At 60.4% G+C, this 17,410-nt stretch carries 16 protein-coding genes and 3 pseudogenes; 12 read left to right on the top strand and 7 right to left on the bottom strand.

Annotated features, from left to right (window positions below; translation table 11 throughout):
• Positions 1-72 precede the first annotated feature (72 nt).
• Positions 73-1,848 (top strand): adenylate/guanylate cyclase domain-containing protein, encoded by a 1,776-nt coding sequence (locus ACZBJS_RS06155; protein WP_463438532.1) that lies wholly within the window; start codon positions 73-75, stop codon positions 1,846-1,848.
• A gap of 89 nt (positions 1,849-1,937) precedes the next feature.
• Here ACZBJS_RS06155 and ACZBJS_RS06150 read toward each other — a convergent pair whose 3' ends face one another.
• Positions 1,938-2,948, bottom strand: coding sequence for a PAS domain S-box protein (locus ACZBJS_RS06150; RefSeq protein WP_463438531.1), 1,011 nt, complete (start codon positions 2,946-2,948; stop codon positions 1,938-1,940).
• Positions 2,949-3,597: 649 nt separating this feature from the next.
• On the opposite strand from ACZBJS_RS06150, the gene ACZBJS_RS06145 reads away from it, so the two are divergent.
• Positions 3,598-5,358: an adenylate/guanylate cyclase domain-containing protein gene (locus ACZBJS_RS06145; protein WP_463438530.1), complete on the top strand. Its 1,761-nt coding sequence runs from the start codon at positions 3,598-3,600 to the stop codon at positions 5,356-5,358.
• 734 nt (positions 5,359-6,092) lie between these two features.
• On the opposite strand, the pseudogene ACZBJS_RS06140 reads toward ACZBJS_RS06145, so the two are convergent.
• Positions 6,093-6,512: pseudogene (locus tag ACZBJS_RS06140) on the bottom strand (DUF1214 domain-containing protein); the annotation flags it as partial.
• A gap of 163 nt (positions 6,513-6,675) precedes the next feature.
• Between ACZBJS_RS06140 and ACZBJS_RS06135 the strand changes: the two are divergent.
• From ACZBJS_RS06135 to ACZBJS_RS06090, 10 genes and pseudogenes are all read left to right on the top strand, one after another.
• A pseudogene (locus tag ACZBJS_RS06135) lies at positions 6,676-6,795 on the top strand (IS3 family transposase); the annotation flags it as partial.
• Positions 6,796-7,296: 501 nt separating this feature from the next.
• A complete protein-coding gene (locus ACZBJS_RS06130) occupies positions 7,297-7,548 on the top strand; it encodes a hypothetical protein (RefSeq protein ID WP_463438529.1) in 252 nt (83 codons plus the stop codon).
• A 428-nt stretch (positions 7,549-7,976) separates the two neighbouring features.
• Positions 7,977-8,765 carry a KilA-N domain-containing protein gene (locus tag ACZBJS_RS06125; RefSeq protein WP_463438528.1) on the top strand — a complete coding sequence of 263 codons (789 nt, stop codon included), beginning with the start codon at positions 7,977-7,979 and terminating at the stop codon, positions 8,763-8,765.
• Positions 8,766-8,829: 64 nt separating this feature from the next.
• Positions 8,830-9,120 (top strand): hypothetical protein, encoded by a 291-nt coding sequence (locus tag ACZBJS_RS06120; protein ID WP_463438527.1) that lies wholly within the window; start codon positions 8,830-8,832, stop codon positions 9,118-9,120.
• Positions 9,121-9,169: 49 nt separating this feature from the next.
• Positions 9,170-9,343, top strand: a complete 174-nt coding sequence (locus ACZBJS_RS06115; protein ID WP_463438526.1) for a hypothetical protein — start codon at positions 9,170-9,172, stop codon at positions 9,341-9,343.
• A gap of 61 nt (positions 9,344-9,404) precedes the next feature.
• Positions 9,405-9,611: a hypothetical protein gene (locus ACZBJS_RS06110; RefSeq protein WP_463438525.1), complete on the top strand. Its 207-nt coding sequence runs from the start codon at positions 9,405-9,407 to the stop codon at positions 9,609-9,611.
• Positions 9,612-9,693: 82 nt separating this feature from the next.
• Positions 9,694-9,918 carry a hypothetical protein gene (locus tag ACZBJS_RS06105; RefSeq protein WP_463438524.1) on the top strand — a complete coding sequence of 75 codons (225 nt, stop codon included), beginning with the start codon at positions 9,694-9,696 and terminating at the stop codon, positions 9,916-9,918.
• Complete coding sequence (locus ACZBJS_RS06100) at positions 9,902-10,165, top strand: hypothetical protein (RefSeq protein WP_463438523.1); 264 nt, start codon at positions 9,902-9,904, stop codon at positions 10,163-10,165. Before ACZBJS_RS06105 ends, ACZBJS_RS06100 begins: the two co-directional genes overlap by 17 nt.
• 416 nt (positions 10,166-10,581) lie before the next feature.
• Positions 10,582-10,972: pseudogene (locus ACZBJS_RS06095) on the top strand (ATP-dependent DNA ligase); the annotation flags it as partial.
• Positions 10,973-11,328: 356 nt separating this feature from the next.
• Complete coding sequence (locus ACZBJS_RS06090) at positions 11,329-11,565, top strand: helix-turn-helix domain-containing protein (RefSeq protein WP_456815877.1); 237 nt, start codon at positions 11,329-11,331, stop codon at positions 11,563-11,565.
• Between the two features lie 113 nt (positions 11,566-11,678).
• On the opposite strand, the gene ACZBJS_RS06085 is transcribed toward ACZBJS_RS06090, so the two are convergent.
• From ACZBJS_RS06085 to ccmE, 5 genes are all read right to left on the bottom strand, one after another.
• Positions 11,679-12,359, bottom strand: a complete 681-nt coding sequence (locus tag ACZBJS_RS06085) for a response regulator transcription factor (protein ID WP_028331552.1) — start codon at positions 12,357-12,359, stop codon at positions 11,679-11,681.
• Positions 12,360-12,624: 265 nt separating this feature from the next.
• On the bottom strand, positions 12,625-14,211 hold the full coding sequence (locus ACZBJS_RS06080) for a Do family serine endopeptidase (RefSeq protein ID WP_057020253.1): 1,587 nt from the start codon (positions 14,209-14,211) through the stop codon (positions 12,625-12,627).
• 172 nt (positions 14,212-14,383) lie between these two features.
• A complete protein-coding gene (locus tag ACZBJS_RS06075) occupies positions 14,384-14,890 on the bottom strand; it encodes a cytochrome c-type biogenesis protein (protein WP_141340771.1) in 507 nt (168 codons plus the stop codon).
• The gene (locus tag ACZBJS_RS06070) at positions 14,890-16,872 is read right to left on the bottom strand and encodes a heme lyase CcmF/NrfE family subunit (RefSeq protein ID WP_168858114.1); all 1,983 of its coding nucleotides are present in this window, start codon (positions 16,870-16,872) and stop codon (positions 14,890-14,892) included. Before ACZBJS_RS06070 ends, ACZBJS_RS06075 begins: the two co-directional genes overlap by 1 nt.
• Entirely contained in the window at positions 16,869-17,366 is a 498-nt protein-coding gene (gene ccmE, locus ACZBJS_RS06065; protein ID WP_141340773.1) for a cytochrome c maturation protein CcmE, read from the bottom strand. The genes ACZBJS_RS06070 and ccmE overlap by 4 nt, the downstream gene beginning before the upstream one ends.
• Positions 17,367-17,410: the final 44 nt, after the last annotated feature.

Raw genomic sequence — 17,410 nt, 5'->3', positions numbered from 1 at the left:
AGGCGACGTTTAGCGGTGTAGCCCGGTCACCCGATCCGTCGTACAATGTCTGCTCCGGTTGGGTTGAGAGCCATGGTGCAGGATCGGCCGGTCCGGGTCGAGCGCAGGTTATCGGCGATATTGGCCGCCGATGTGGCTGGCTATTCACGGCTCATGCACGATGCCGAAGAGCCTACGCACGCCAAATTGACAGCGCTGTTGGCGGACGCTGTTGTGCCAGCAATCGCCGAACACGGCGGACGTATCGTGAAGAATACCGGTGATGGGTTTTTGGCGGAATTTCCTAGCGCCGTCCGAGCGGTTCGAGCCGCTGTGCAGTTCCAGACCCGCGTCAAGGAAGCTGCGGTCAGCGAGATGGAAGACAGGCGTATTGCTTTCCGTGTGGGTATCAATATCGGTGATGTAATCGTCGAGCCCCACGACATCTTCGGGGACGGCGTTAACATTGCGGCAAGGCTAGAGAGCATTGCGGAGCCGGGCGGCATCTTCATCTCGTCTTCGGTTTACGATCAAGTCCAAGGTAAGGTCCGCGTTGCATTCGTTGACTTGGGCGAGCACTCTCTCAAGAACATCGCGCGCCCGGTCCGGGTCTATGCGATTGCTAGAGAGGAATCGTCCGACGCGGTAACGTCATCAGACGGCTCGCCCCCTCGTCTTTCCATCGTTGTGCTGCCATTCGGCAACCTAAGCGGCGATTCGGAACAAGACTACTTTGTTGATGGCGTAACCGAAAGTTTGACAACAGACTTGTCGCGCATCAGCGGCTCATTCGTGATCGGAAGGCACACCGCATTCACCTACAAAGGTAAGGCGCTCGACCTCAAGAAGGTCGGCCGCGAATTGAACATCCGCTATGTGCTAGAAGGATCGGTACAACGTAACGGCAATCGGCTTCGGGTGAACGTGCAGCTTATCGATGCCGAAAGCGGCAATCACCTGTGGGCCGAGCGCTTCGACAAGCCGGTCGCCGACCTGTTCGATATGCAGGACGAAATCGTGTCGCGGCTCGCTAACGCGCTGAATGCCCAGCTTACCGAGGCTGAGGCGCGACGCGCTGAGCACTCGCCGCATCCCAACTCGATGGACCTTGTTTTCCAAGGTAGGGCTTCATGGAACAAGGGGCCCACACTTGAGCACATGGCTAGAGCCCGCGGCTTTTTTGAACGGGCGTTGGGGCTCGATCGCGCGAATGTCGAGGCGACGGTCGGTATCGCCAACGTCGATTTGGTCATGGGGGCCGCTCTGCTAACTGACGACCGGGCTGCGCTTCTCGCGACAGCCGAAACAAATGCGATCAAGGCGCTTTCATTGAACCAGGACCATGCGGGGGCCCATTTGGTCCTGGGTATGGTCTACATTTTTCGAAACCGCGCGGCGCAAGGCATTGCTGAATGCGAGCAGGCACTAGCAATCAATCGTAATTCGGCCAATGCGCATGGCCTTATTGGTTACGCCAAGTATTGCATGGGTCGCGCGGCCGAGACCGAAGGCCATGTGCTTGAAGCGCTCCGTCTCTCCCCTCGTGATCTCGGTACTTACTGGTGGATGTTCTGTGTGGGCTTGGCCAAGGTACAGTGCGGCGCGGATGCCGAAGCCGTCGATTGGCTTCGACGAAGCATCGAGGCAAATCGCAATTTCGCTAACAGCCATTTTGTATTGACCGCGGCGTTGGGGTTACGGGGTGCAATAGAAGAGGCCCGAACCGCTGCAAAAGCGGGACTTGTGCTCAACCCGGGCTTCACTCTCCGCCGTTTTCGCCTCAACTCGTCAAGCGATAATCCGACGTATCTCGCGGGGCATGCGCGGATCTGTGAGGGAATGCGCCTGGGCGGGGTGCCTGAGGAGTGATCTCCGATTTGGGTCAATCGCGATGCAATGGTCGCGGTGCGCCAGAAGCAGAAGGTGCCACGGTGCGAGCAGACGAAGCGCAGTTCATTTCACGTCGGAACGGCGATTTCGCAAACAAGCCCTTCCGCGCGCCAGTCAAAGAGCACCTTGCCGCCAATTGGGGTGATCGTTCCTTCAATGAGGCGACTACCAAAGCCCCTGCGTTCGGGCGCATTTACCCTCGGACCGCCCAATTCGGTCCAGCGGAGCATCAGCTGTCCATCTTCGCTTTGCGACCACGCCAGTCCAATCCGGCCTTTCGCGTTAGATAGCGCTCCATACTTGGAAGCATTGGTTGCCAATTCATGCAAGGCCACAGCAACCGCCTGCGCAGCGGTGGGTTCTAACACGGTTTGCGGACCCTCCATCCTAATCCGCTTGTCGTGGCCCTCTTCGAGATAAGGGGCGAGCTCCTGCTTGGCGATCGCCGAGACTTCGGCACCTATCCACCGCGTTTCAACAAACAGCGAGTGAACATTTGCCATCGCTTGGATGCGCCCGCCGATCACCTCCTTGAGGCTCTCGGAGGTATCAGACTGAGAAAGATTGATGATTGCCTGTACGTTCGCGAGGATGTTCTTGCTTCGGTGCTCCGCCTCGCGAGCCAGAATCCTTATCTGCTCCTGAGTTCGCTTCTGCTCGGTAATATCTCTAGCAATTTTTGATGCGCCAACGACGTTGCCACGGGCATCTTTGACAGGAGACACGGTCAGCGAAACGATGATTAAGCTACCATCCCTACGTCGCCGAACAGTTTCAAAATGGTCGATGCGCTCACCTCGTCGGAGGCGGGTTAAAATCTCACGTTCTTCGCTTTGCCGGTCCTCCGGAATCACAAGCGTAATCGGCTGGCCGATCGCCTCGGCGGCCGAGTAGCCGAAGATGTGCTCAGCCGCCTTGTTCCAGCTCGTAACAATGCCATCCAGATTCTTGCTAACGATCGCATCGTTGCTAGACTCAACTATGGAGGCCAGCAGATTGGCCAAGCGCTCGGCACGTTCCAGAGCCGGCTCGCTGACGACAGGCTCGCATTGAAGTCCCGACTCGTTTTTAGTCGCCATTGGGAACCCCCGTACCCGAATGCTGCACTGCCGTTGGTGCCCAATCATAGCACCAAACCCAAGGGCCGAAATGTCTCCAGCGGGTCGAAAAGCCGTATCGTGCCGCTCGAAGCAGACATGCGTGCGGCGCTCGCGATCGATCACGCGTTCGGTGTTCGCCAATCCATTGTTATGGAAGAAACCGGTCAGCGACCGAGTGACCCGGCGCGGAATATGCGATGACGCCTCTGACCCTATCCGGTGGATAGGGTCAGCAGCATCAATAGCGCCGCATTGGCCCTCCGAGGTGCCTCTAATGCTCTCAATCTACTACTGCTTTCGGCGGCATAGCGGAGTTGGTGGGACTTGCAACTGGTTCGACCCAGTCGCGAATGACCCAAAGCAAACATTCTCTCTCTATAGCGATGAAGCCTCATCGATATCTTGAAATAAAATTATGGGTGTGAGTGATTTCACACACATAGGGTGATTTACCGATTAATTTTTCGAAACTCAGCTTAAGCGGTTTGCCCAAGGTAGCAAGCCATGAACTCATCAACTTCAGAGCGCGGCAAACGCGTTGCCGCAACCGCGCTACGGACCGGATGACCATTGGCACCTCTTCGGGTAGACTGGTTTCCTGAGCCCCCGAACGGGAACGGGTATGCGCATGGCCCGGAAGCTCGCCGCCATCATCGCCGCCGACGTTGTCAGCTATAGCCGGCTGATGGGTGTCGACGAGGCAGAGACCTTGGCGGCGCTCAAGACGCATCGACGAGATTTGATCGACCCGAACATTGCCGAGCACCAGGGCCGCATCGTCAAGACAACTGGCGATGGCCTTCTGATCGAATTCCCGAGCGTGATCGAAGCCGTCCAATGTGCGGTCGAGGTCCAGCGCGCGATGCAGGAGCGTAATTCGGACGTACCGACGGACCATCGCATCGAGTTCCGCGTCGGCATCAACCTCGGTGACATCATCATTGACGGCGACGATATTTATGGCGATGGCGTTAACGTTGCAGCACGGCTCGAAGGCCTCGCCGAAGCCAATGGGATCTGCGTAAGCAGAGTCGTACACGATCAGGTGCGCGACAAGCTGGGTCTGGGCTTCGAGGATCTGGGCGAGCGGCAGCTCAAAAACATCGCCCGCCCGGTCCGCGTCTTCCGGATTGCAACACCGGACATCGGGCTGCGGACACAATCGGCAAACCCCGCACTCGCGATACCGGACAAACCGTCGATTGCCGTATTGCCGTTCACTAACATGAGCGGGGATCCAGAACAGGACTACTTTGCCGATGGAATGGTCGATGACATCCTCACAGCGCTATCTCATTTCAAGGCGCTGTTTGTCATCGCCCGCAACTCCAGCTTCACATACAAGGGGCGCGCCGTCGACGTGAAGCTAGTCGGGCGTGAGCTTGGAGTGCGCTATGTGTTGGAAGGAAGCGTTCGCAAGGCCGCAAACCGGGTGCGCATCACGGGTCAGCTTGTCGATACCGCTGCTGGCGTGCATCTTTGGGCGAACCGGTTTGATGGTGGGCTCGGCGACATTTTCGATCTGCAGGACCAGGTGACGGAGAGCATTGTCGGAGCGATCGCGCCGGCGGTTGAAAAAGCCGAGATCGAGCGCGCCAGATGCAAGCCGACCGAGCGTCTCGACGCCTATGATCACTACTTGCGCGGTCTAGCTAAGTCTTATCAAGACGCCAGTCAGCAAGCGTGCAGCGAGGCACTGCACCTATTCAACAGCGCGATCAAGCTCGACCCAGACTTTGCGACAGCCTACGCTCGTGCCGCCTTTTGCTATGCCAATGCCAAGGCCTTTGGCTGGATTTCACTCACACCGGAAAAGGTTGCCGAGGTATCGAGGCTCGCTCAGCGAGCGGTTGAGTTAGGTAGGGATGATGCGATCGCGCTCGCTGATAGCGGATGGGCATTGGCATATGTTGTTCGCGATCTCGATCGGGGCGCCGCTTTAATCGATCGCGCGCTTGCGCTCAATTCCAATGTGGCCGAGGCGTGGGATTGCGGTGGCTGGGTAAAGAATTGGCTCGGCGAGTACGAGCTAGCGATCGAGCGCTTCACGCGTGCCATACGCCTGAGCCCACTTGATCCGTGGGTCGCACCGATGCGAGCTGGGACTGCGCATGCACATTTCTTCCTGAGTCGCTATGACGAAGCGGCATCGTGGGCGGCAATGGCGTTGCAGGACAATCCAAACTCTCAACCTCTACTTCGTATTGGCGCTGCGAGCAACGCGATGGCGGGACGGTTGGATCAAGCGCAGAAGGCGGTCGTGCGCCTGCGCAAACTCAATCCTACACTGCGGGTTTCCAACCTCAAAAACGTGCTGGGACCTTATCGGCGTGCCGAAGACATCTCGCGATACGAAGAAGGATTGCGGCGTGCCGGGCTCCCCAAATGATATGGAGGAAGGAAGCGTTACCTTGGCCGATTCTTTCAGAGACTTCGGTTATTCGGAAGGTCGCGATGAGATATCTGCGCATCTGCGCCACACCGGACCGAGAATCTCATTTCGGATGATGTCCGTATCCCAATAAACCACATACCGCTTTTCCCAACGAAGCGCCGTTCGAGCTTTCGTCCCACTATCCGGCGTCACGTATCCACTTCGCGCACGTTCCGGCCGGCATGGGCGAAATCGGTTGGCACACTCCACCGCGAAGGGTGCTCACGGTGTGGCGCGACGGGGGTCGTGAAGTTCGAGACAGATGGAGAGGTGCGGCATGTTTCGGCCGATGGTTCTATGTTGGTGGAGGATACGCATGGAAAGGGTCACATCTCACGTCACCCCAAAGAGGAACAGCGCTTGATTCTGATCACGCTGCCAGAGTGTCTCGACAGCCCACCCATTCCAACTCTAGGAGTTGCCGTAGAGCTCGTCTGATGCGCGACCGAATGTCGCCTTGGCCCAAATGCGAAGTCCAGCGCAGCTCCCAAACTATCAGCTTGCGGAGGTAAAGCGGAAACGGCAGGCCAACCGCCTCACCGCCTCAATCGCGCTCCCGACCCATTGCGGACACGGCCCCAAGCAATCGATAAACTTCTAGTTAAGTTCGTAAATGCGCCGAAGTGGACGCCCGCTATCAGCTTAGGGATATAACGTCAGCCTCGCGTGAGGTCGCGACGTTGCATTCCTCAATTTACCTTCACAACGTCGTCCGGCTTCCAGGTTTGATCGAAGAACCCGACCCCGGTCCCGTAAAGGCGCAAGGCGGCCAGGAAATCCCGTCCGCTAATCGTCTGGATCCAGTTCGACTCGGGTGCATTGGCCGGCTTTTCGGGCGCGAACCAGATGTCGATCGATCCGTCGCTGTTGGTCGCGACTTTGTTGAAGCCGTTGATGGATGGCAGGAGCTGCGAAGTTTCCGGCATGGTCCCATCCGTGACGTTGTAGGCGGTCACTGCCCAGAACAGCGCAGCCGGAGGATTGGGCGGCAGGTGCATTTTGTAGGTGCTGGAGCCATTGAGGAATTCTCCCTTGGCGTCCCGTGCCGTGAACGGATACTTCGATCCCGCGCCCAAGGTTCCCATCACCATGGCGGATGCCGACGAATATCCTTGCCCGCATCGCCGCCCACCCAGCTTATCGGCTCGACGAGCTTCTGCCCTGGAATTGGACGCCGCGATCAGCGATTGCTGCGCAAGCGGCGTGATCCGCGAGCTGACAACGCTGCTGCCTGACGACTAACCCGCCTGTGGCCCACGCCGGATGCTTACGTTCAAGGCGCCATGGCTGAACGTCCTTTGGCTCTCCGACTTCACCTATGTCGCAACCTGGACCGGCTTCGTCTACGTCGCCTTTGTCATCGACGCCTATGCTCGCAGGATCGTGGGGTGGTGGGATGATGAGTAACGTTACGCGGCGGGCATTGAGGGTGTATGCCGCCCTCAACGAACTCAAGGAAAGTGACAACGACGTTCTAGACGCCTTGATACCGTTCTTTGACGGAGCGTTCCTAAAACGAAGGACTAGCAACTGCCCAAAGGCCCCAAAGGCGAGAAGCGCCACGCCGACACCGTAAAGAACGCCTGATCGCGCCGAAAAAACGCGGTCCATATAAAAAGCGCTTGGAAGTCATCAACTAAACGGCTTCTACAAGAACACCGCAATCACCGCGATGGCGATAGGGCACATGCCCAATACAACGATGCAAACGCGGTAAAGTAAGTCACTGCCCATGACACAACTCCAGCGTTGGAGTTTGACCCTATTCCCAATGGGCGTGTGGGGGATAGTGCAATTTGTCCCATCGGCGGCAGCCCGCCAGATTTCTGCTAGGCCGCTCCCGAGGAATTTCAAACTGAGGCACGACCGATTTTCACCACAGTCGACCGGATCGTGCCGCGTGGGCTCGACTTCGACCGGCGCAAAGACATCGTTAGCGAGATGATCATCGCGGTGCTGGAGGGCGAATTGAGCCTCGCCGACGCCAAGGCCGCCTACCCGCGCTTCCTCACCGCCAGCTATAGGCAGTTCTCCGGTAAAGCATTCGGTGACATTCGGTCCCCGGTATCGCTTGATGCGCCGGTGACGGCTCAATGTTGCGCGTTGAAACGGTCTCAGAGAACTTTGGGAACGCATCTAGCCTAGGCTTCGCACCGGGCCAGCTTCGGCTGCCTGGTGCTCTCGCTTAAGCCAACAGTGTGCCGGACTCCTCTTCCCGCCTCGGTAAACCACGGATGTGGCGAAGGGTTACAACCGCCAAAAACAAGGGGATATTGATGAGCCGTTAAGTTCCCTGCCTGTTGATAAGGCAGAGGCTGCACGCGGTGTGCATTGCCGAACAGAGTCGGTCGAGTGTCCAATGAACCCTGCGTGCCGACGCTGATTCGACACTAGAACGCTTTTGTTACGACTCGTGTCAGTCGTAGGCACCATAAGCCGAAAGGCGGCCCCATCGCGACAATGGGAGACCGCCTTTCTAAAATTGAAACCCGCGCCACGTAGCCCCGTGACATTGGCTCCCCTTAACAAGAGTCGTTGTAACGGTACTGGACGGAAAGTCCAGCGGTTCGTGGTTGAACTGCACAGGAGAACTACCGTTGAACGAGTCTCGGAGTTTGGTTTTGCGCGGCCATCGCATCAATGAGGATGCCTATGGCCACGTCTGTCTTGATGACCTATGGCGTGCGGCGAAGGCTAACGCTTCCCGCACTCCCGCCAAGTGGCGGATTAGTCGGATGGCAAAAGCTCTCATCGAAGAGCTGGAGAAAAAGATACAAATTTCTTCTTTGAAGGAAAATAAGCAAGTAGTTCCAAGCATTTACTCACGGCGAGGCCGCGGAAGCACCGGCACTTTCGCTCATCCGATCTTGGCCGCGGCATATGCTGGGTATTTGAGTCCAAAGCTGGAGCTTGAAGTTCGGGAGATCTGGCTTCGCTATCGGGCTGGGGACGCCACCCTCGCCGATGAGATCCTTCAGCGCGCTACGGCAGAAGAGAACAGATGGGCTGGCGCTCGGGCGATGTCTCGCAGCCAGCGCGTCGACTTCACCGACACCTTGAAGAGCGCCTACGTGACCGGCCGCGGATACATGGACTGCACCGAGGCCGTTTACTTGAAGCTGCTCGGCGGCAAGTCGTATCAGATCCGGGAGGCTCGCGGGCTGGCACCTAGGATTAACCTGAGAGACAACCTTAGCATCCGTGAACTGTCGTTTGTGATGGCCGCGGAATCTCTCGCTTCGGAACGGATCGAAGAAGGCAATTTGCTTGGGAACGATGAGTGCGTCGCGGCGACCTCCAAGAGTGCCGCAGCGATCAAGGACGCAATCGATTCAGACCGAAAGAGCCGACCCGCTCGTTAATTGCGAACAATATGGCCGAGCCAGCTCGGCCATCTCGCTCCCAGCATGGTTTCAGGAGATTACCGTGGCCGAAGTCGAATTCAGTCTTTTGGATGTCGATGTTGAACTTGTCAAAATGGAGTTTGACCGAAGTTTTGAAGGCACCGATGAAACACCGCACAGAACTCTCGTCGATTTTCGTTTGCGTCTCGGGACGGATGGTTGGCAACCATTCCACGTCACAATGACAGAGCCCTATGCCGATTTGAGCGACTTAGAAAAGAAAGCTTGGCTCGAGGCATATGCTCTCCTTTGTAACTTTGCGGAGGTCATTAAGCGCAAGCACAAACTACCCGACGTAAAATTCAAGGGCTGAATGGACCTCTTCCTCCGCCCCACCGTCACGGCACCCCCCGCGCATGTACATGACCGAAGCTGAGACCGCCCGACTGATGAAGGTGACCGAGGCGATCGTCCGCGAGCTAGACCGTCAGGGCGTCGCTGATACGCTTATTAAGCTGAAGTTCGATGCGCTTGAGCTGGCCCGGGTAGCAATCCGAGCGGCTGACGGAAACGTGGTGCCGTTTCGGAGGCCGTAGTCCTGATGCAATTGTTCTCCGCCGCACCGTCATAGTCGGCGAGACGATCCCCGACGACTACGTGGTGATCCATCTGGGACGGAGGGTCGGCCGCATCAGGCTGGCGACCGAGCGCAGCCCGCCGTTCTGGACCTACAGCATTACGGTCCCGCTGCCCGTCCCTCCCTACGCGACCGGCGGCGCGCCGGATCTGGAGGGCGCCAAAGCTCGCTTCCGGGAAGCCTGGGAGTGGTTCTATTCCGGCCTGAGCCCGAAGAGCATCGAGTAGTGGCATCATACCCAGGACGCGAGTAAGGGGCGGTTCGGCCGATCTGAGGAACGCCGACTGGCCTCGACTGTTAGGAGGCATTATGGCGCCTCCCGTCACCGTTTATTTCACCTGCATCGGCTGCGGCATCGTCTATTCAGCGAGCCAGGAACGCGGCGCAACCCATACCAATGCTTCCGGGACCTTCAATTGCTGGCAGTGCGGAAAGCTTGTCCATCATTGGGTTGGGATTTACGACTATAACGAATGGAGAATCACCTACGTGCTGCCCAAGCAACCCAAGGTGAGAAATGAAATACGTGGGTGATCGCCCCTACTCCGACCCCGAGAAAGCCGCCCGCCGGATCATGGAACACGCCCGGGCATTCGAGCCCATCCAGGACGGCCGGATCTACATCGAGAAGATCAACTATCCGATGCTCTACCAGGACAAGGCGGCGCCGGCCGAGTATTGGGCTGGCTTGGAGTACGCCAAGGAGCAGGGCTGGCTCGAGTACCACGAGAGCGGGACATTCGTGAGGATGCTTCAGCAGAGTAAAGACCTGCTCGCGTGACGGCTAAGTAGCCCCAACGCTGCCGGGCCTCCAGTTTACTGTGGGGCGTCTCACGGTGATCGTAGAGCGGTGAGCACCGGTCAAGTCGCCATTGCTCCATTGGAACGTCAGGACCCTGCAGCTGTTTTGTCTGGAAAACAGGGTTGGAACCGCGGACGTGGCAGACGAGCTCGAATATTCGGCGCACCGACTAGTGGTCATCGAACAGCCTGGCGGTGGTTTCCTGGTCGAGATCACGCCTCTCGCGGGCGGTCAAACGGTCAGGACGATGACGTATCAGAGCAGGCTGGAAGCGATTTCCGCAGCGAAGAGGACCGTCGACAAACATCCTGAACGCAGGCGATAGGACATCAGCGGCACACGACCGGACTAAGAGTTTAAATCATTCGTTTGTTGCGGAGTTGCGTTGTTGCGTTGTGGCGTTGCAGCGAAGGAAGCCCGAGGCGATCGGGGCGAAGGCGCTTTTTCCCGGCTTCATTGCGCCGGCCCTGGCATCGCCGACGTCCCAAGCGGCACGCGCTGGCACCATGAGATAAAATTCGATGGCTACCGCGTCCAAGTCCATCTCGCGAACGAAACCGTAATCATCTACACCCGACGCGGCAACGATTGGACCAAGCGCTTCAAGAAAATCGCCAATGACGCATGGCACATATCTGCAGCTTCGGCGATCATCGACGGAGAAATCGTCGTGCCATCACCAAATGGTACGACGGATTTTTCAGTGCTGCAGAACGAGCTGCGCGGCAACTCCACAAAGATTGTATAGTCGCTTTCGATCTGCTGTATCTGCGGAAGCTGCCGCTATGCGAGACGATACCGGCTGGGTCTGCGAGAACCACCCAGATCAGCCCTGGAGGACTGCAGAGAAATCAGCGAAGTCGATCGATATCCTGGCGCTCATAACGGTCTGGTTGCAGGCTCAAGGCCGGGCGAACCATTTACCCCATCAATAGCTGCCCCCTTCACAGTAGTGAGGAGCTTCGCCCGGACTCCAGAAATCGTCGCAGCTGCCCTGAGTAGGGGCGAAGAAGCTGGGAAGCGGGAACCCCTTTCATTCGCTTTGGTATCCGATTGTACCACGCATTTTTAGCAACCATTTTGCTTCGGCACGGCAAATTGCATCATGTGGGGGATGATCAAACGATAAGGGCGCTTATGTCATGAACGAGTTCGGGCAGAAGGGAAAGGTATCGCTCTCGGAACGGCTCTCGGTGTCATCCGAGGAGGCAAGCGCCCTCACCGGGATCGGGCTGACCTCCATTCGCGAGGCTATCAGCAGCGGTAATCTCAAGGCCAAGAAGCATGGGAGGCGTACGATCATCCTGCCGGACGATTTGAGAGTATGGCTCAAAACGCTGCCAGACGTCCGCAAGCCCATTGAAGAAAGCCCCGCTTAGGCGGGGCTTTTAATTTTCGGCGGTGTTGGGAGCCGACTAACGGTTGGGAGAAGCGGTAAATAGTTGGCAATCCAAAAACAACACGCCCGAAAAAGCACAACAATTATTATACCTTATCTGATCCCATCACGGATCATATACCCCGCACCGCGGATGGTATGCAGCAGCGGCCGTTCAAAACCCTTATCGATCTTGGAGCGCAGCCGCGAGATGTGGACGTCGATGACGTTGGTCTGCGGATCGAAATGATAATCCCAGACATTCTCGAGCAGCATGGTGCGTGTCACCACCTGCCCGGCATGCTTCATGAGATATTCGAGCAGGCGGAACTCGCGCGGCTGCAAGGTCAGCTCGTCCTTGCCGCGGGCGACGCGATGGGAAAGCCGATCGAGCTCGAGGTCGCCGACCCGGTAGGTCGTCTCCTCGGCCGGGCCGACATTGCGCCGCGACAGCACCTCGACGCGCGCGAGCAGCTCGGCGAAGGAATAGGGTTTCGGCAGGTAGTCGTCGCCGCCGGCGCGCAGGCCCTTGATGCGGTCATCGACCTGGCCGAGCGCCGAGAGAATCAGGACCGGCGTCCGGTTGCCCTTGTCGCGCAGGCTGCCGATCAGCGACAGGCCGTCACGCTTCGGCAGCATGCGATCCACAACCAGCACGTCGTAGTCGCCGGACTCGGCCATCGACAGCCCTTCCTCGCCATCGGAGGCGAGATCGGCGATATAGCCGACTTCGCGGAATGCCTTGACCAGATAGTCGGCTGACTCACGGTCGTCTTCGATGATCAGGATGCGCATTTGCGGAGCGATTGCGGTCACGGGAATTGGCCCTCTGTCAGCATGACGCGGCCGGCCTGCACATGCAAGACGACCGCGCATATTCTCGATTGCTTGAAAAAAGTGGGCGGTGAAGCTGGGGGACCTCACCGCCCTGAGACCTTCCGACAGAGGGGGGCATATTCCATCGAAAGGCAACGTAGGGAGCGAGCAAGGGGCCCGCCCCCCGGAAAGCGCCGTCGGCGGGGGCGACTGATGCCGGCGACGCCTTCCAACTCATAGATAGTTATCCCTTCGCCAGCGGCACTGCCACAAAGCGCGACGAACCGCCGCTCTTCACGCGCATGAGAACGCTGTTCTTGCTGTCATTGCGCGCCGCGGTGATCGCATCCCGCACTTCACCGGCGGTGCCGACGGACTTGCCGGCGACCTCGAGGATCACGTCGCCTTCCTTGAAGCCCCGCTCAGCGGCAGCACTCTTGGGATCGACTTCGGTCACGACCACGCCGTCCTTGCCGGCGCCGGCCACGCTGTTGGCGGGCGCGACGGTGAGGCCGAGCTTCGGCACGTCGGTGCCGCGGGACGAGTTGCCCTTGTCGCTCTTGTCGGTGTCCGCCTTGGCTTCCAGGTTGTTCGGCAGCTGGCCGAGCGTGAGGTTGACGGTCTTGTCCTGACCCTTGTGCAGTACGTTCAGCTTCACGGCGTTGCCGGGCGCGAGGCCACCGATGGTGCGGGCGAGTTCGCGCGCATCCTTCACCGGCTCGCCATTGACGGCGGTGATGACGTCACCGGATTCGATGCCGGCCTTGGCCGCCGGGCCGTTGGCCTGCGGTTCGGCAACCAGCGCGCCTTCGGCCTTCTTCATGCCGAGGCTGTCGGCGATGTCGGAGGTCACCGGCTGGATCTGGACGCCGATCCAGCCACGGCTGACCGCGCCCTTGTCCTTCAGCTGGGCGACGACGCTCTTGACGGTCTGGGCCGGGATCGAGAACGCGATGCCGACGCTGCCGCCGGACGGCGAGTAGATCGCCGTGTTGACGCCCATCACCTCACCGGACACGTCGAACGCCGGGCCACCCGAATTGCCCTTGTTCACGGGCGCATCGATCTGGATGAAATCGTCATACGGGCCGTTGCCGATGTCGCGGCCGGAGGCCGAGACGATGCCCGCGGTCACGGTGCCGCCGAGGCCGAACGGATTGCCGACCGCCAGCACCCAGTCGCCGATGCGCGGCTTGGTTTCGGAAAGCTTGGCAAACTGGAAGTTGGAGCCGCCCTCGACCTTGATCAGCGCGAGGTCGGTGCGCGGATCGGTGCCGATCACCTTGGCGGAATAGGTCTTGCCGTCGTCGGTGGTGACTTCGACCTTGTCGGCGCCGTCGACGACGTGATTGTTGGTCACGGCAAAGCCGTCAGCCGAGATGAAGAAGCCGGAACCCTGGCCCGTCACCACGCCACCGCCGCGCGGTCCACCGCGCAGGCCCGGGGGCAAGCCATCCGGACCGCCGAAGCGGCGGAAGAAGCGCTCCATCGGCGAACCCGGCTGGAACGGCGAATCGTCATTGTTGTTGCTGTCATCCTTCGCGACCTTCTCGCGAATGTTGACCTTGACCGAGATCACCGACGGTTTCACGCGCTCGACGATGTCGGCAAATCCGACCGGCTGCTGAACCTTCTTGACCTCGTTATTGACCTGCGCATGCGCGGGCGTCGTGAACAGGTCGGCGGGGTTGTGCGAGGGGCTGAAGCCGTAGGTGGCGGCACCGAGGCCGGCCACGACCGACGCCATCAGCGCGAGTTTGCGGGCAGAGAACAGCGAGCGCTTCGGCGCCTTGTAGGACGGAAGGGTCGAGAGGTCGGGACGGTCGGTCATGTCTTGAAATCTCCAGGGGCCAGAATCATTGGTGCCGGGGGCGAGCACCTGATGGGTCTGAACATGGGGTCATCAGCCTTACGGCGCGCTGGCTGCGGAATTAAACTTTTGTAATCGAGGCGGCCGCCGCTGCGGCAGAATAGCGCAGGTAAATAAAGGACTTAAAAGGGAACTAAAGCGGCTTGTCCGGCGCGGATTCCGCCGCCAGCAGGCGTTCCAGCCGCGCCTGCTCGTCGGACGTCAGTCCAGGGGCGGAATCGCCCCCGCCGGCGGCCGGATTTGCCTTGCGCCGGCCGAGCCGCCAGAGCGCCAAGCCGCCCAGCAGAAGCGCCAGCGGCGGGGTCAGCCACAGCAGCAGCGTGTGCTCGTTGAGGCGCGGCTTCAGCAGCACGAATTCGCCGTAGCGGGCGACCAGGAAATCGATCACCTGGGCGTCGCTGTCGCCGGCCGAGATGCGTTCACGCACCAAGAGACGGAGATCGCGCGCCAGCGGCGCCTCCGAATCGTCGATCGACTGGTTCTGGCAGACCATGCAGCGCAGCTCCTTGGAGAGCTCGCGCGCCCTCGCCTCCTTGGCCGGGTCCGCCATGACCTCGTCGGGCAGCACCGCCCGGGCGGGCATCGCGCCGAGCATCAGGGCCGTCGCAAGCACGGCGGCTGCAAGCGCGCGCGACCGCATCACTCGGCCGCCTGCAATGCACGCGCCGCTTTCGCCGGCTTCGGCGCGCCGACCCGCAAGCGGCGGTCGGACAGCGACAGCAGACCACCGAACGCCATCAGCACCGGGCCCCACCAGATCATCAGCACCAGCGGCTTGTGATAGATGCGCACCGCGATCGCGCCGTCGGCCGAGGTATCGCCGAGCGAGATGTAGAGCTGGCTGGCGCCGCGCGTCATCAGCGCGGCCTCGGTCGTCGAGGCGCCGCGCGTCGTGAAGTTGCGCTTCGACGGCGTCATCACGCTGACCTTCTCGCCGTCACGCGTCACGGTGAATTGCGCGACCATCTCGCGGAAATTCGGACCCTGCCGCGGGTTCAGGCCGTCGAGCCGCAACTGGTAGCCCGCGACGCGAGCGACGTCGTCCGGCTTCATCGCGCCGATATATTCGCTGTTCCAGGTGGTCTCGCAGACGATCCCGATCAGCGCGACGCCGAGACCGGCATGCGCGAAGGCGGTGCCCCAGGTCGCGCGCGGCAAGCCGCGCGCACGGCGCAACGAGAGCGACAGCGGAATCCGGAACAGCGCGATGCGCTCGGCGAGATCGCACAGCGCGCCCATGATCACGAACACCGCCAGCCCGATCGCGAGCGGCGCCAAGGTCGCGCCGCCATAGGTCCACGCCAGCACCAGCGCCATCGCAACCAGCGCGACGATGCCGGCCACCATCAGCCGCTGCGCTGCGCCGAGCAGATCGCCGCGCTTCCAGGCCAGCAGCGGCCCGAACGGCACCGCGAGCAGCAGCGGCACGAACAGCGGCGCGAAGGTGAAATTGAAGAACGGCGCGCCGACCGAGATCTTCTCGCCGGTCAGCACCTCGAGCGCCAGCGGATACAGCGTGCCGATGAACACGGTCGCGCAGGCGGTGGTGAGCAGCAGATTGTTGAGCACCAGCGCGCCTTCGCGCGAGATCGGCGCGAACAGCCCGCCCTGCTTCAGCGCCGGCGCACGCCAGGCATACAGCGACAGGCTGCCGCCGATGAAGACGAACAGGATCAGCAGGATGAACACGCCGCGTGTCGGATCGGTGGCGAACGCGTGGACCGAGGTCAGCACGCCGGAGCGCACCAGGAAGGTGCCGAGCAACGACAGCGAGAAAGTCAGGATCGACAGCAGGACGGTCCAGACCTTCAGCGCGTTGCGCTTCTCCATCACCAGCGCCGAATGCAGCAGCGCGGTGCCGGCAAGCCACGGCATCAGCGATGCGTTCTCGACCGGATCCCAGAACCACCAGCCGCCCCAGCCGAGCTCGTAATAGGCCCAGTAGGAGCCCATCGCGATGCCGAGCGTCAGGAAGATCCAAGCCATCAGCGTCCACGGCCGCACCCAGCGCGCCCAGGCGGCGTCGATCCGTCCCTCGAGCAGCGCCGCCACCGCGAACGAGAACGAGATCGAGAAGCCGACATAACCGAGATAGAGCATCGGCGGATGCACCGCGAGGCCGATATCCTGCAGCACCGGATTGAGGTCGCGTCCCTCCAGCGGCGGATTGGCGATGCGCAGGAACGGGTTCGAGGTGATCAGGATGAACAGATAGAACGCGCTGGCGACCCAGGCCTGCACCGCCAGCACATGCGCGCGCAGCGACAGCGGCAGATTGTTGCCGAAGGCCGCGACGAGGCCGCCGAACAGCGCCAGGATCGACACCCACAGCAGCATCGATCCTTCATGGTTTCCCCACACGCCGGTGATCTTGTAGAGCAGCGGCTTCAGCGAATGCGAATTCTCGTAGACATTGGCGACCGAGAAATCCGAGGTGACGTGCAGCGTCACCAGCGCCGCGAACGACGCTGCGACGAACAGCAACTGGGCGAGCGCGGTCGAACGCGCGACGTTCATCAGCGCCGCATCGCGCCAGCGCGCGCCGACGATCGGCACGATGGACTGGATCAGCGCCAGCCCGAGCGCGAGCACCAGGGCGTAATGTCCACTTTCGGCAATCACCGCACGGCTCCCTGGGTCGGCGCCGCGGAGGCGCTCGGCGTATTGCCTGATTTGGCACCGTAATCGTCCTTCCAGTGCCCCTGCTTCTTCAGGGCGTCGGCGACGTCCTTCGGCATGTAGGTCTCGTCATGCTTGGCGAGCACGGTGTCAGCACGGAACACGCCGCCCGCGTCGAGCGCGCCTTCGGCGACGACGCCCTGCCCCTCTCGGAACAGATCCGGCAGGATGCCCTTGTAGGCGACCGGCAGCGTCGCGCCGCCGTCGCCGACGGTGAAGGTCACGGCGAGATTGTCGCCGCGCTTGAGCGAGCCCTGCTCCACCAGGCCGCCGAGCCGGAAACGCTTGCCCGGACCGAGATGCTTTTCGGCGACCATCGACGGCGTCGAGAAGAACACGATGGAATCGCGCAGCGCGTTCAGCACCAGGCCCGCGGCGATCGCGAGCACGACGAGCGCGCAGCCGATCAGTGTCAAACGCCGTTGCTTCCTGGTCATGTTCCATCCTTGCGCATGACATCCTCCGAAAACCGCCGCGCACT

The sequence above is a fragment of the Bradyrhizobium sp. KZN70725 genome, from assembly GCF_055264925.1.
Note: the sequence above shows the minus strand (reverse complement) of the source record. Positions and strands in the feature narration are given on the sequence as shown.